Source organism: Pseudomonas sp. SIMBA_068 (genome assembly GCF_046534705.1).
Classification (GTDB): Bacteria; Pseudomonadota; Gammaproteobacteria; order Pseudomonadales; family Pseudomonadaceae; genus Aquipseudomonas; species Aquipseudomonas putida.
This window is the reverse complement of sequence record NZ_JAWRYI010000002.1, coordinates 276,799-290,191: the sequence shown is the minus strand read 5'-3', so window position 1 is coordinate 290,191 and position 13,393 is coordinate 276,799. Positions and strand designations below refer to the sequence as shown.

10 protein-coding genes and 3 pseudogenes are annotated in these 13,393 nt (G+C 61.6%); 5 read left to right on the top strand and 8 right to left on the bottom strand.

Features of this window, described 5'->3' with window-relative positions:
- Positions 1–155: 155 nt before the first annotated feature.
- The 7 genes and pseudogenes from SB756_RS07425 to SB756_RS07395 all read right to left on the bottom strand — a co-directional run bounded on the left by SB756_RS07425 (position 156) and on the right by SB756_RS07395 (position 8,039).
- The gene (locus SB756_RS07425) at positions 156–1,430 is read right to left on the bottom strand and encodes a beta-ketoacyl-[acyl-carrier-protein] synthase family protein (protein WP_341795803.1); all 1,275 of its coding nucleotides are present in this window, start codon (positions 1,428–1,430) and stop codon (positions 156–158) included.
- Between the two features lie 11 nt (positions 1,431–1,441).
- Positions 1,442–2,011 carry an acyl carrier protein gene (locus SB756_RS07420; protein ID WP_410910536.1) on the bottom strand — a complete coding sequence of 190 codons (570 nt, stop codon included), beginning with the start codon at positions 2,009–2,011 and terminating at the stop codon, positions 1,442–1,444.
- A gap of 291 nt (positions 2,012–2,302) precedes the next feature.
- Complete coding sequence (locus tag SB756_RS07415; protein ID WP_135199487.1) at positions 2,303–3,607, bottom strand: CitMHS family transporter; 1,305 nt, start codon at positions 3,605–3,607, stop codon at positions 2,303–2,305.
- A gap of 256 nt (positions 3,608–3,863) precedes the next feature.
- On the bottom strand, positions 3,864–5,042 hold the full coding sequence (tcuB, locus tag SB756_RS07410; RefSeq protein ID WP_014591319.1) for a tricarballylate utilization 4Fe-4S protein TcuB: 1,179 nt from the start codon (positions 5,040–5,042) through the stop codon (positions 3,864–3,866).
- On the bottom strand, positions 5,023–6,477 hold the full coding sequence (gene tcuA / locus SB756_RS07405) for an FAD-dependent tricarballylate dehydrogenase TcuA (RefSeq protein WP_410910535.1): 1,455 nt from the start codon (positions 6,475–6,477) through the stop codon (positions 5,023–5,025). Before tcuA ends, tcuB begins: the two co-directional genes overlap by 20 nt.
- A 140-nt stretch (positions 6,478–6,617) precedes the next feature.
- A complete protein-coding gene (locus SB756_RS07400) occupies positions 6,618–7,538 on the bottom strand; it encodes a LysR substrate-binding domain-containing protein (RefSeq protein ID WP_019751229.1) in 921 nt (306 codons plus the stop codon).
- A 43-nt stretch (positions 7,539–7,581) separates the two neighbouring features.
- Positions 7,582–8,039 (bottom strand): annotated as a pseudogene (locus SB756_RS07395) (winged helix-turn-helix transcriptional regulator).
- A 96-nt stretch (positions 8,040–8,135) separates the two neighbouring features.
- Between SB756_RS07395 and SB756_RS07390 the strand changes: the two are divergent.
- Positions 8,136–8,473 (top strand): annotated as a pseudogene (locus SB756_RS07390) (aromatic alcohol reductase); the annotation flags it as partial.
- Positions 8,461–8,889: pseudogene (locus tag SB756_RS07385) on the top strand (oxidoreductase); the annotation flags it as partial. The pseudogenes SB756_RS07390 and SB756_RS07385, both read left to right, overlap by 13 nt.
- 452 nt (positions 8,890–9,341) lie before the next feature.
- Here the strand turns inward: SB756_RS07385 and SB756_RS07380 are convergent.
- On the bottom strand, positions 9,342–10,283 hold the full coding sequence (locus SB756_RS07380) for an AraC family transcriptional regulator (RefSeq protein WP_341795809.1): 942 nt from the start codon (positions 10,281–10,283) through the stop codon (positions 9,342–9,344).
- Positions 10,284–10,804: 521 nt separating this feature from the next.
- On the opposite strand from SB756_RS07380, the gene SB756_RS07375 reads away from it, so the two are divergent.
- The 3 genes from SB756_RS07375 to SB756_RS07365 all read left to right on the top strand — a co-directional run bounded on the left by SB756_RS07375 (position 10,805) and on the right by SB756_RS07365 (position 13,385).
- On the top strand, positions 10,805–11,863 hold the full coding sequence (locus SB756_RS07375; RefSeq protein WP_410910534.1) for a phenylacetaldoxime dehydratase family protein: 1,059 nt from the start codon (positions 10,805–10,807) through the stop codon (positions 11,861–11,863).
- A gap of 92 nt (positions 11,864–11,955) precedes the next feature.
- The gene (locus SB756_RS07370; RefSeq protein ID WP_341795811.1) at positions 11,956–12,822 is read left to right on the top strand and encodes a transporter; all 867 of its coding nucleotides are present in this window, start codon (positions 11,956–11,958) and stop codon (positions 12,820–12,822) included.
- 38 nt (positions 12,823–12,860) lie between these two features.
- Complete coding sequence (locus SB756_RS07365) at positions 12,861–13,385, top strand: group I truncated hemoglobin (protein ID WP_341795812.1); 525 nt, start codon at positions 12,861–12,863, stop codon at positions 13,383–13,385.
- The last annotated feature ends 8 nt before the right edge of the window (positions 13,386–13,393 follow it).

The window sequence follows — 13,393 nt, the reverse complement described above, 5'->3', positions numbered from 1 at the left end:
CGGGCGCTGCAACACAATGGGCCAGACGTGCCGGGTCGAAATCCAGCGGTTTCGCGGCCAGAGGTTGACTGTCACGAGGCGTACATTCAGTACCGGCGGCGTTGAGTACCGACGCCGCAGTGATATAAACAGCGGTTGAATTGGATCTGGTCATGTCATGCCCTGCCCAGCACCAACGAACTGTTCACGCCACCAAACCCGAAGGAATTGGAGAGCACGACATTGATCGGTTGCTGCAACGGTTCGCAAAGGAATTTCAACGCCGGAAATTCGGATTTTTCCGGCTGAAAGTTGAGGGTCGGCAAGGCCACGCCCAACTGAATGCTCATCAACGACAGCACCGCCTCAATGGCACCACTGCCGGCCAACGAATGCCCTACGGCAGATTTGTTGGCGGTGAACGTCATCTGCTCCAGGGTTTCGCCGAAGACCTGCGCCAGGCCCAGGGCCTCGCAACGGTCATTGGCCTGTGTCGACGTACCGTGAACATTCACATGGTCCACAGCCGCACTGGTCAGTTCGGCATCGGCCAGGGCCGCCGTCATGCAGGCAGCATACTTGCTGCCGTCGCGGCTGCTGGAGGTGATTTTCTCTGCCTCGCACAGATTCGCGTAACCCAGCACCCGGCCCAGCGGACAGGCCTGACGACGCTCGGCATGCGCGCGGGATTCCAGCACCAACAGCGCCGCCCCTTCACTCAGCACAAAACCGCAGCGGTCCGGCATGAACGGCCGGCTCTGTTCTTGTGGGGAAAAGTCCACGCGCTGGCAGAGTGCGCCCAGCCCATCAAAGCTGTAGTAGGACAATTCATGGGCCATCAACTCCACCGCGCCACACAATGCCAGGTCGATCTCGCCACGGGCGATCGCTCGATAGGCGCTGCCGATGGCCATGGTGCCGGCGGCACAGGCATCGGAATGCGTGGAGATATGGTCACGGACACCCAGCCATTCGGCGAGATGGCGGGTTTGCTGATCAACCCGCCGGGCAAACGCCCCACCGCTGAGGGTGTGGTTATCCAGGTACTGGTCGAGATCGACCCGCCCCTGATCGTCCATGTAACGGCTGGCGTCCCGCAAATCACCGCTCACGCAATGTTTGTTGGCCCCGACGAAAATACCGCTGGCGACTCGGGCAAATGCGCCGTCGGCCAACCCGGCATGGGCCAGCGCCTGACGGGCCACGTAATGCGCCAGCCATTCCTGGCGGGAGGTGGTCTGCAGGTCGCCCGGAAAGGCCGCCGCGATGACCTGCCATTGTTGCTCATCGATAAATCCGGCCGCCGGGTTCGCAAACCCCAGTTCGACAAACGCCGGGTGCTGGCCAATGCAGGAACGGTTTTCGCTGATCATCGTGAACAGCGAGGCCGCATCCAGTGTCGTGGGAGCCACCAGGCCATAGCCGGTGACCAGAACCTCTCGGGCCTGCATCAAGGCACCCTCTACGCCGAAGCCTTCAACTGGGCGGCCGCGTACTGCTCAACCAACAGACGCGAGATCGAGTCACCGTCCAGAGGGGTCAGGCGAGCACTGCAACCGCCACACACCACTTGTTGGCGCTCATTGAGTTGGGCATGAACCGCGCCACACTCAGGGCAAGTCTCGGGGAGGTAGTTGAAAACGTTATGGCATTGCTGCGCCCAGTTACGCACGGTGGTGGCCGAGAAGACATCGCCCGGCTGCATGCCCACGTGCAACTGGCCCGGCGCATAAGCGCTGAGGCTCTGCTCCAGCAAGGCCACGCCGTCCTGCGTGATTCGGCCTTTTTCGACAAACCGGGTGGCATCGCCGAACACCGCTACCGCGTGATCCAGCACGCTGGTTTTCGGCAAAGTGCAACCGTACTGACGGCCCAGCTGGAAGCTCAGGTCGACGATGTCCAGCGAGTCGGCGCTGAGGTCGTCAACGATACTGCTGTGCTCTGTCACGTCGCCCCTATCCAACACCAGCAACTGCGCAAGAATCTCCTGTGTACTGCTGATAACGCTGTCCAATTCCAACGGATTATTCATTGATTGTTTCCCTACAAAAGCCGCATTGAATGAATAAAGTCATCGGGCCCAAAAAGCTGTTTCAGGCCAGATCTATCGGGGGCCGGGAGTCTAAAGTCTCCCCCTAAGGGGAGAGTCAACGTGCCATCAGTGCTTTTTGTGGGAAATCCCGACGCACCCTGAAACCTTTGATTTATGCAGCTCAATGGGGCTTGGAGAGGGATCGTAAAATGACAAAATCGGTTGCTCGAAACAGCACGATAGTTCCAGAAACGGGATATCACCGTACCCGCAAGCGGCGCCCTGAGTGCTTCAAACCATGAAGGACAAGGCGCCCGTCAGCAGTGCCAGCGCAGTGATCACCAGAGAAGTGAGCACGGCCCACTTGAAGGTGGCTTTCTGGAAATCACCGATATCCCTGTCGACCATGCCCACCAGCAACAAGGTGGAAGCCACCAGCGGGCTCATCAGGTGCACAGGCTGCCCCAGCACCGAGGCGCGGGCGATTTCCACCGGGTCGATGCCGTACGCGGCCGCGGCATTGGCCAGAATCGGCACAACGCCAAAGTAGTACGCGTCGTTGGACAGCACGAAGGTCAGCGGCATGCTGGTCAGCGCCACCACCAGCGGGAACCAGTGGCTCCACGCTTCCGGAATCCAGTCCACCAGCGTCTGGGCCAATGCATCGACCATCTTGGTACCCGAGAAAATACCGGCAAAGATGCCTGCGGCGAACACCAGCAGCACCACCGTCATGGCGTTGCCCGAATGGGCGAGGATGCGCTCTTTCTGCAGGTCCAGCTGCGGGTAGTTGATCATCAGCGCGGCGACGAAACCGATCATGAACAGGATGGCCGCGTGCATCAGCCCCAGCACCAGCGCGGTCATCACGGCGATCACCAGCACCAGGTTCACATAGGCAAGGCGCGGGCGCTTGTGCGGGCTGTCGCCGAGGATTTCCTTGATGTAGCAGTTGCCGCCACCGGACTCCAGGGCAATATTGCCGATACGCCGGCGCTCGGCACGGCCCAGCAGGTAGGCGGTGAACACGACCCACGCCGCCCCACCGATGACGGTGGGCAACATCGGAATGAAGTACTCGGTCGCATCCAGGCCGAGCGCGGCAATGGCGCGGGTGGCGGGACCACCCCACGGGCTCATGCCGCTCATGATGCTCAATGACAGCATCGATACGGTCGCCAGGATCATCGGGTTCATGCCGATGCGCTTGTACAGCGGCAGCATGGCAGCGCAGGTAATCATGTAAGTCGTGGTGCCATCACCGTCCAGCGCCACCAGCAGCGACAGCAGGGCGGTGCCGATCGCGATCTTGATCGGGTCGCCATTCACCCGCTTGAGAATCTTGCGGATCAGCGGGTCGAACAGGCCGGCGTCGATCATCAGGCCGAAGAACAGGATGGCGAACAGCAGCAGCGCGGCAGACGGTGCGACCATTTTCAGCCCATCGAGCATCATCTTGCCCAGGTCTGGCGCGAATCCGCCAATAAGGGCGAAAACAATCGGCACGATGGTCAGCGCAACGATCGGGGACAGGCGTTTACTCATGATCAGGTAGGTGAAGGTCACCACCATGATCAGGCCCAGAAGTGCGAGCATGGTTTGTTCTCTTGTTTTTATTGTCTATGTGGCCGCCCGACGGGTAGACGGCCCCCTTCCCCACCCGGCATCGCTTGATGCCAGGTAGGCGTTTGTGTCATTCGGTCGGCCGTGGCGATGAGGTTCGGCGGACCCTTCAGGCGGCGCAGCAGGGTTTCGCGTTCTCAGGCACCCTGGGACAGCGAGATCAGCACGATGGCCACTGCGTTGCTCGCCAGGCTGAACACACGGTGTCGCATCGCATTCCGTGCAGGGTTCAGTCCCCGCCCAAGCTATGAGGGTCGGGCCGGCGCTTTTCGATCGCAAACTTCAGCAGCGCGGCACTGCGGAACAGGCCATGGGCGAACTTGCCATAGGGCAAGGTCACGAACAGTGCCATGACGGTGCCCAGGTGCACGGCCAGCAGGATCGCCATCACCTCGGTGTCACGCAGGGCCAGCAACGCCATACCGGTCGTGCTGACCAACAGCAGAAGCAGGATGAACGCACGGTCCATGGGGCGCTGCGCGGCATCGCCATGCTCTGGCGGGCGGCGCAGGTTCAACGCCAGCAGGCCCGCTGGCCCGACGATCAGGCCGATACCCCCGAGGGTGCCGAGGACCACCGGCAGGCTCAGCAGCGGGTATGGTGCATGCAGGCCCAGCAGGTAGTGATAACCGGTAGCGACCACGGTGGCGGCAAAGCACAGCATGAAGCCGTAGAAGGTCAAATGATGGTAGCGTCGACGCCACAGCGTGTAGCGATCGTCGGCGTTGTTGCAGCCTTGGCCATGGCCGCCATCCAGATACTTGAGCGTCAGCACTGCGCTCGCCGCCTCCGGCAGCGCACCGTTGGCCGGTTGCCGCGCTTGGGCGGGCGACACCGTGCGCCAGAAGCGCCTCAACGCCACGGCCAGCGCCACCCCGGCAGCGCTGAACACGCCACCGAACAAGAGCGCCAAGGTGTTGTGCGGGAACACAGCGTAGAAATCTCCGGCCAGCCGCCCAGGCAGCAAAGTGCCGTTGACCTGCAAGGCCAGCAGCAAGAACAGCGACAGCGCTAGCGCCAACGCCACGGCGACGAAGGTGCCATTACGCCGGTAGAGCTGCCCGAACCGGGCCGGCCAAGCGTACTCAGCGTAGGTCTGCCCGCGCACCTTGGCCATGGCCTGCGGCACGTTCACCGCAAACGCATGCGGTGCGGCGTACTGACAAGCGTGCAAGCAGGCGCCACAGTTGTGGCAGAGGTTGGCCAGGTAGTGGATGTCGGCCTTGCCGAAGTCGAGTCGACGGGTCATCGCCGGGAACACGGCACAGAACCCCTCGCAATAACGGCAGGCGTTGCAGATGCGCATCTGCCGGTCCACCTCCTGCTCGTCCAGGTTCAGCAGCGGGATCAGCTCGGCCTGTGGCGGGGCGGGGTCGAACACGCGGGGATCAGGCATTTGCACAGTCATGCTGGGCCTCCAGGGGGTAAATACAATGGCCGGCGGCGGCCGCCGCCTGAGTGCCGGCGATGCGGCCAAACGCGGTACCGATGGACATGCCGACACCGGCGGTGTAGCCCTTGCCCAGCACGTTGCCGGCCATCATCTCGCCGGCGACGAACAGGTTGGGACTGGGCCGCCCGCCGAAATGCACGGCGGCCGTGGCATCGGTGCGCAGGCCGAGGTAAGTGAACGTCACCCCCGGACGCAGCGGGTAACCGAAGAACGGCGGCTTATCGATCGGCAAGGCCCAATGGCTCTTGACCGGTTGCACGCCGTCGGTGCGGCAATCGTCCAGCCGGGTGTGGTCGAACGTGCCGGGGCGGCATGCCTGGTTGTAGGCGCGCAGGGTCTCGAGAAACGCAGGCACCGGCAGCTCAAGGGCTACGGCCAAGGCCTCGAGACTGTCGGCGCGGGTGCCAGGGAACACCGGCGGCATGAAACGGCCCAGGGCCTTCTGGTCGATGATCGAGAACCCCACCTGACCAGGCTGCTGGGCCACCAGGCGCCCCCAGATGGCATAGCGCTTGGGCCAGAAATCCTCGCCTTCGTCGTAGAAACGCTGGCCGTCGCGGTTCACCACCACGCCAAGCGACACGCAGTCGATGCGCGTGCAGATACCGCCGTCGTACAGCGGTGCGCGGGCATCGATGGCGACCATGTGGGCCTGGGTCGGGTCGCCGATGGTGTCGGCACCCAGGTCGATCATGCGCCGCAGCAGCGCGCCATCGTTGAAGCGCGTGCCCCGCACCAGGAAGTTGTCCGCCGGCCACTCGCCGCGATCATTCTGCCCCCAGGCCTCGCGCAGCCATTGTCGATTAGACTCGAAGCCGCCGGCCGCCAGCACGCAACTGCGCGCCTCGATGCGCTCGGCGGGCAGGCGCCGCCCGTTGACGTCGCGGGCCGCCAGGTGGGCAGCGATGAAACGTCCATCGCGCAACTCCAGATCGCACACCGGGCTGTCGTAGCGCACCTGCACACCTAGCCGCTCGGCGCTGCGGTAATAAGCATTGACCAGGGCTTTGCCCCCGCCCATGAAGAAAGCGTTGGTCCGCGCAGTGTGCAGCGCACCCGACAACGAGGGCTGGAAGTGCACGCCGTGGCGGCGCATCCAGCCGCGGCAGTCGGACGAGGCACGAATCACCAGACGCGCCAGGGCCTCGTTGGTCTGGCCATCAGTAACCTTCAGCAGATCCTGCCAGAACTCTTCTTCGGGGTAAGCCTCCACCAGCACGTCCTGCGGGGCATCGTGCATGCACCGAAGGTTACGGGTGTGTTGGGAGTTGCCGCCTCGCCAGGCGCGGGGCGCGGCTTCCACCAGCATCACGCTGGCGCCGGCCTCGCGCGCCATCAGCGCGGCGCAGAGGGCAGCATTGCCGCCGCCAATGACAAGTACATCGATCATGTCGCCTCCAGGGAGCGAGAAGCCAGGGTTGGGCAGCTCCTCGCGGACCCCGGACTCTAGGGGTTCGCATACCTTGGGCGAAACACGATTGCAGGGGGGAGGTCTTCAGTTTTTCTAAAGGGGCGGTCGTTCGCAGGCGCTCACAGCAAACGCGCCCCTGGCCAGCGATCCTGCTGCACCAATTCGCGGGACACTTCATGCAGCACGATTCGCGTGGCAAGTGCAGCAGGCGAGAGTTCATCATCGACCAGGCTCACCACCAAGTTGCGACGCTGAGCTTGCGGATCGTCGATCGAAAACACCCGCAAGCCTGCCTGCATGGCCCGCGCCACAGTGGCGCCGGGTTGAATCGTCGCGGCGTGACCTGCGCTGACGCAATCCATGAGAAGCGACAGGCCATCAACCTCCATGACGATATTCGCGTCCAATCCGACGCGCTCAAGGATGACGCGTAACGTGGCGCGAAGACCGTGCTGGGCACTGGGCATGACCAAGGGCAGCGAGGCGATCTGCTGCAACGTCAGCGACGTCCCCCAGTCAGCCTTGACCAAGGCTACCGGAACCAATGCGAACAGCCGCTCCTCCAGCAGCGGCCGCGCATCCAGCCGAATGCCAGCCTCCAGCTGAAACAACACCGCCAAATCCAGGTGCCGAGTATTGAGCTGGTTCACCAGGTAACCCGACAGCATTTCCACCAAATGAAGACGGATATCAGGGTAGCGCTCGCGCATCCTGGCGATCAGCGCCAGCCCCAACACCGAAGCCGTGGTGGGTGCCATACCGACGCTGGCGTACCCGCTCATACGCCCACTGCGTGCAGCCAACATGGCGTAATCGGCCTGGCGCAGCGTCAGGCGCGCATGGTATTCGAATGCCAAGCCTGCCGCAGTGGGCGTGACGCCAACGCTAGAGCGTGTCAGCAGGCGGGTACTCAACTCACTTTCGAGCTTCGTGAGTTGCTGGCTCAACGCAGATACCCCAACGCCCGTTTCGAGCGCGGCTCTGCCGAGGCTGCCACACTCCAGCACACTCAGAAAGTAACGAAGCTGGCGTAACTCCATCAAAGGCATCTCCTATTCAGCAATGTCGGCGGCTCATATACATTCAGTCATCCGCGTCTGATGGGAATGGTGTTGATGCAGGTATTTGCCACGCTGGCTTCTTGTCATCCTGACTGTCGAAAATACGCCGCGCCTTGCGGAAGTCCTCAACGTTCTCGACAACCCAAGTCCAGACAGGTGACATGCGGATCAACAGCCCCATACCCAGTGGCGTGAGCTCATACTCGACACGTGGCGGAATCTCTCCGAACTCCCGCCGAAGCACCAGGCCATCCCGCTCCATGGAGCGCAGCGTCTTGGTTAAAATTCGCTGAGTCACCCCAGTCATCTGCCTTTTTATTTCGGCATGGCGCATCGTGCCGTACACCCCAGAGCATGCAGAATACCTAACGACCAGCGACTGCCTGCGTGAGCGAGCACTTCTCGCCTGACGCCATCATCGTCTTCTCTAAGCGTTCGGCAAATTGTCTCTGCCTGGCTTAGCGCCTCCTGATCAGTCATTGCTTTCTCAAGTATCACAGGTGTGCCTTCTTACGAACGTTGCCTAATCGTGCAAGCATTTGTTCATCTTACAGGCAGCAGGTCTCAGGCGAAATCATGACCGAAGTGAGCCAGTTCCCCCCCAATCCATTCTCGTGCTAGGCGCCGGTGAGCTTGGGCTGCCGGTTCTACGCAATCTTGCGCGTTTAGCAAAACGCACGCCCGGTTCCACAATCAGCGTCCTGCTCAGAGATTCGACCATTAATACTCAAGTGCCCGAGAAAAAGGTCAAAATCGATGAGCTTCGGCGCTGCGGCATCCAGATGGTGGCCGCTGACCTCGTGACTGACTCAATCGATCAGCTGGCTGAAGTATTCGCACGTTTCGATACCGTAATAGGCTGTGCAGGCATGGTCGCAGGCCGGGAAACCCCGGAGCCGCTTATCTGCAAAGCCTGGGGGCGACAACCACCATCGATCGCGCCGAACTTTCAGGCCCCGGGCGTCCGTTGGCAAAAGAAAAATGGGCGGGAGTGATCGACTCGGTCGGCAGCCATACGCTGGCCAATGCGTGCGCAAGCACAATGTCTGAAGGCTTAGTAGCTGCATGTGGATTGGCCCAGGGAATGGATTTCCCGGCAACCGTTGCACCTTTCATCCTTCGAGGGGTAAGCCTGCTCGGCATCAACAGCGTCACTCAGCCCTTCGAGCGACGCGTCGAGGCTTGGCAAAGGCTCTGCGATCAGTTGAACCTCGACACACCATCGCTGATGGCCCGAGACGTTGGCCTGGAGGGCGCGCTTGCAGCCGCCTCCGAGATGATTGACGGGAAGATCAGTGGCCGGGTGATTGTGGACGTGTGGGATGCTTGAACCACGCCCACTACCCTCAGGCTCATCTGCAGGAACCAAGAACGCTCTTTCCGTGACGGCGTTAGGGTTTGATCGTGCAGCGGTCCAGCGTTTGATTGGGTGCCATTGGCCCAACTCAAACCAGCGACCGCCAGCCTCTTGCGCCAAAGCTAGCAAGAACGTTACCGGCGTGGGCGGAGATCCGCTCTTTTTGCTGCTCCAGATGCGGATAGTTATTCAATTAAAGGAAGCACTGGAAACCGCTAACGTTTCACCCCACCTTATTGTCTAGCCCGATGTTGGCCACCGTTTCATCTGCCACCACGACAGCGCGATCACTCATGAAATCAATCTAAAAGCCCTAAACACCACAATTCAATTTTTCGACCCTCGCGCCTTCAAGTCCAACCTGGCATGACCGAGTTTAAAGGCTGATAATACGGAGCTTGGTCTCTAACTTGAGGGCGCCGGACTTACCCCCTACTCCGCCGCAACAACGAATGCGGCGCCTCTCCAAAAGCCTTCCGAAACGCATGGCTGAAATGCGAGAAATCGGAGAACCCGAATTCCAGCGCGGCCTGGGAAACACTTCTTACCTGGCCGCGTTCGATCGCTGCGCGGCTGGCGTTGAGCCGTTCCTTCCAGATTTCGGCGACCGGGGATTTCTGATGCCGGGCAAACGCCCGGGTCACCGTGCGCTTCGATACGTGATGGGCCACGGCAATCGATTCGATCGACAGCTCCGGCTCGGCCAAGTGCCGCTGAATGTAGTTCATGATCCGCCCGTAAAGATCAAGTTCTTGGTGGGTAGTCTTCAGGTCCTGCAGCTCCAGGCTGAGCACCAGGAGGTCGATGATGGTGCTGGAGTAGCGCCGGGCGATGCCTTCGTTTTGCAGCAACGCAGCGGAACTTACTGCTTGGCCGATCATCTGCCGCAGCGGGATCAACCCGGGGCGGGATTCGTCCAGCACCAGCGCGGTGAGGTCGGTGATACGCGGCAGACGGTGCGCGAGCAGCGGTCGCGGGACGCGGATCAGGTGGTTTTCGGTACCACCCAGGCTGAAGCGGAACGGTTGGGTTGCGTCGTAAAGAAACACACTGCCGGTCGTCAGGCTGGCCTTGCGGGTGTGTTGTTCGATTTCGCCATAACCGTCGAGGGTGTAACCCAGCCAGATATCTTCGGCGGGGTCGCCGCGCAGGTGATGCTCGGAACGCATCCAGTGATGCAGTGGCGAAGACAGGGTGGTGATGTCCAAGGGGCCAATTCCGTTGACCTGTAGCGCACCCTCGAAATTGCTCTGCAACGAGGATTTGCTGTCTGCCGACAGGCAATGTCGGCAGACCACTTCCCGCCAGTAGTCGAAGCGACGGGCCGGCGAAACGGTAAGGGTGGAATAGTGATTGGTCTCAGCCATGATGGCGCTCACCTTGATGCAACTAATTGAGTAAACGAAACACTGTTACCGAGGTTCCGACAGGCAATATCCACGCCAGCGTGAAGCATTGGCGCGGACCTTGGCCAACACGGCCTGCGGCTTGAGTTCAGCGGCGGCGTCCGTCCAAAAGGCACCCATCACTCCTGCCCATTTCGGGGCAAAACCCCTCTTTGTCCCTATACAACGCACCACCGCGGTTCGTGTCCGGGCGGGTGTTTCAGCGCTGTCTTTACCAACCAAACGGTTGTCCTGACGAACAAAGCGACGCTGTTGTGGCGTGCCTAACTTTGACCTCACGGCATTTCCAGCGACCTGCGCCGATGAGGTAAGCCCATGCGAGTTCAACAACAGCGAATGGCCGACGAGTTCAGGTGGCTGCATATGCGCGATCTGGCGCCCGAAGAGTTTATGTCGTGGCTGATCGAGTGGGCAGCGTGCGCTTGGCGTGCCCGTGGTAAAGCCGAGCGTGTGTCCGAAGCCAAAATAACAAGGAGCCTGTGATGGAGTCCGCAATCGACAAACACCTCAAGTGCCCGCGCACCTTATCGCGCCGGGTGCCTGACGATTACCAGCCGCCGTTCCCGATGTGGGTCGGTCGCGCTGACGAGCAGTTGACCCAGGTGGTGATGGCCTACCTGGGTGTGCAGTACCACGGCGATGGCCAGCGCGAGCGGGCCTTGCAGGCGTTGCGCGAGATCGTCGCCAGCTTCAGCCTGGCCGACGGCCCGCTGACCCACGACCTGACGCATCATGTCGATAGTAGCGGCTACGACAACATGATGGTGGTGGGCTACTGGAAAGACGCCAGGGCGTATTGCCGCTGGATGCACTCGGCCGAGGTGGATGGCTGGTGGAGTTCGCCGCAACGCTTGAACGATGGCCTGGGTTACTACCGCGAGATCAGTGCGCCGCGGGCCGAGCAGTTCGAGACGTTGTATGCATTCCAGAGCGATCTGCCCGGGGTCGGGGCGGTCATGGACGGCATCAGCGGCGAGATCGAGGAGCACGGTTACTGGGGCTCGATGCGCGACCGCTTCCCGGTGTCGCAAACCGACTGGATGAACCCGGACGGCGAGCTGCGGGTGGTGTCCGGCGATCCGGCCAAGGGCGGGCGGGTGGTGGTGGTCGGCCACGACAATATCGCCTTGATTCGCTCGGGCCAGGACTGGGCCGCGGCTGAACAGGCCGAGCGCTCGCTGTACCTGGACGAGATCCTGCCGACCTTGCAGGACGGCATGGATTTCTTGCGCGATAACGGCCAGCCGCTGGGCTGCTACAGCAACCGCTTCGTGCGCAATATAGATGCCGACGGCAACCTGCTCGACAAGAGCTACAACATCGGCCACTGGCGTTCGGTGGAAAAGCTCGAACGCTGGGCGGAATCCCACCCGACCCATCTGCGTATCTTCGTCACTTTCTTCCGGGTGGCTGCGGGGCTGCAGAAGTTGCGGCTTTACCACGAAGTGTCGGTGTCGGATGCGAGCAGCCAGGTGTTCGAATACATCAACTGCCACCCGCACACCGGCATGTTGCGCGACGCCCAAGTAAGCGCCAACTAACCAACGAACTCCACGTTTAGCCCTGCACCTGTCGTTGTTACGGCAGCGGGGCTCTTTTTGCCCGCGTTTTGCCACCAAGAAGGACTTGGTCCATGAAACAACTCCGTTACCTGATGGTTGCAGCGGCCGCGCCGTGCCTGTCTGCGCAGGCAGTTGAAGTTTCGCCGGGGGATTATGAAGTGCTGCCGGCGGGCAAAACCATCGGTGTGGTCTATTACCAGCACTCCACTACCGACAGTGCCTACGCCCAGGGCCACAAGGTCAGCTCCGACTTCAACCTGACCTCCAATATCGGCATCCTGCGTTTGCTGCATGTCTATAAATTGACCGATCGGCTGACCGTCGAGCCGCAGTTTCTGCTGCCGTTCGGCCATGTTTCCAGCGGCGGTGACGCCTCGGCCCTGGGCAGCGCCAGCGGCATCGGCGACCTCATTCTCACCGCGCCGCTCAAGTACCGCCTCAACGAGGCCAACGACACGCTCGGCGCCACGGTCTACCTGGTGGCACCGACCGGCAACTACGACCGCAAGGACGCGCTGAACCTAGGCGAGAACCGCTGGAAGGTGGATCTTCAGGCCGCGTACATCAAGCACTTCGGCGAGAAGTGGGCTCTCGACCTGGTCGGCGATACGATCTGGTACGGCGACAACGACGACTTCGGCGCCAACTCGTTACGCCGCGAACAGGAGACGTCCTACGCCGCGCAACTGATGGGGCGCTACATCATCGACCCGGGTACGTCCCTGGCAGTCGGTTTTGGCCACACCTGGGGTGGGGAAAGCCGGGTAGACGGCACCTCCCAGGATGACCGCGGCAAAACCACCAACTTCCGCCTCACCGCCACCAAGTTCTTTACCGCCCAGGACCAGTTGCAGATGCAACTGGGGCGTGACCTCGCGGTAGAAAACGGGCCGAAGGAAAACTTCCGACTGAACCTCAGGTACGTCCGGGTCTTTTAACCGCCTGCACATTCCCAGCTGAAACGGAGCATTCGAACATGACTGAGCAAAACGCTTCCACCGAGCAACAACCTTCGCTGTATACCCGCCTGGGTGGCTACGACGCCATTTATCAGTTCGCCGGCGCGGTATTGCGCAAGACCATGGCCCACCCGGCAATCGGGCATATCTGGGCGCATATGTCCGAGTCGACCTTCCAGAAGGAACACATCAACTTCGTCGATTTCCTCGCGCAACACTGGGGTGGCAGCGCCAAGTACCGCGGCAGGGACATGGTCACGGCACACCGCGGCATGGGGCTGACCGAGGTGCACTGGCAAGCCACGCTGGATTGCCTGGAGGAGTGCTACGACGACTACAACCTGGCGCCGGAGCTGCGCAAGGAGGTCAACGAGTTCCTGGTCAAGTTCAAGCCCGCCGTGATCGGCAGCCCGTCCTACCGCGACGTGGTGCTGGCCAACCCGACGATGGACCCGGCCAAGGGCATGAAGAGCGTCGGCGTGGTCTGGCCCGCACGCGGCGATGCGGCCGGGCAGGCCGGGGTGCCCAAGCTGGAGCAGTAAGCCTGCGA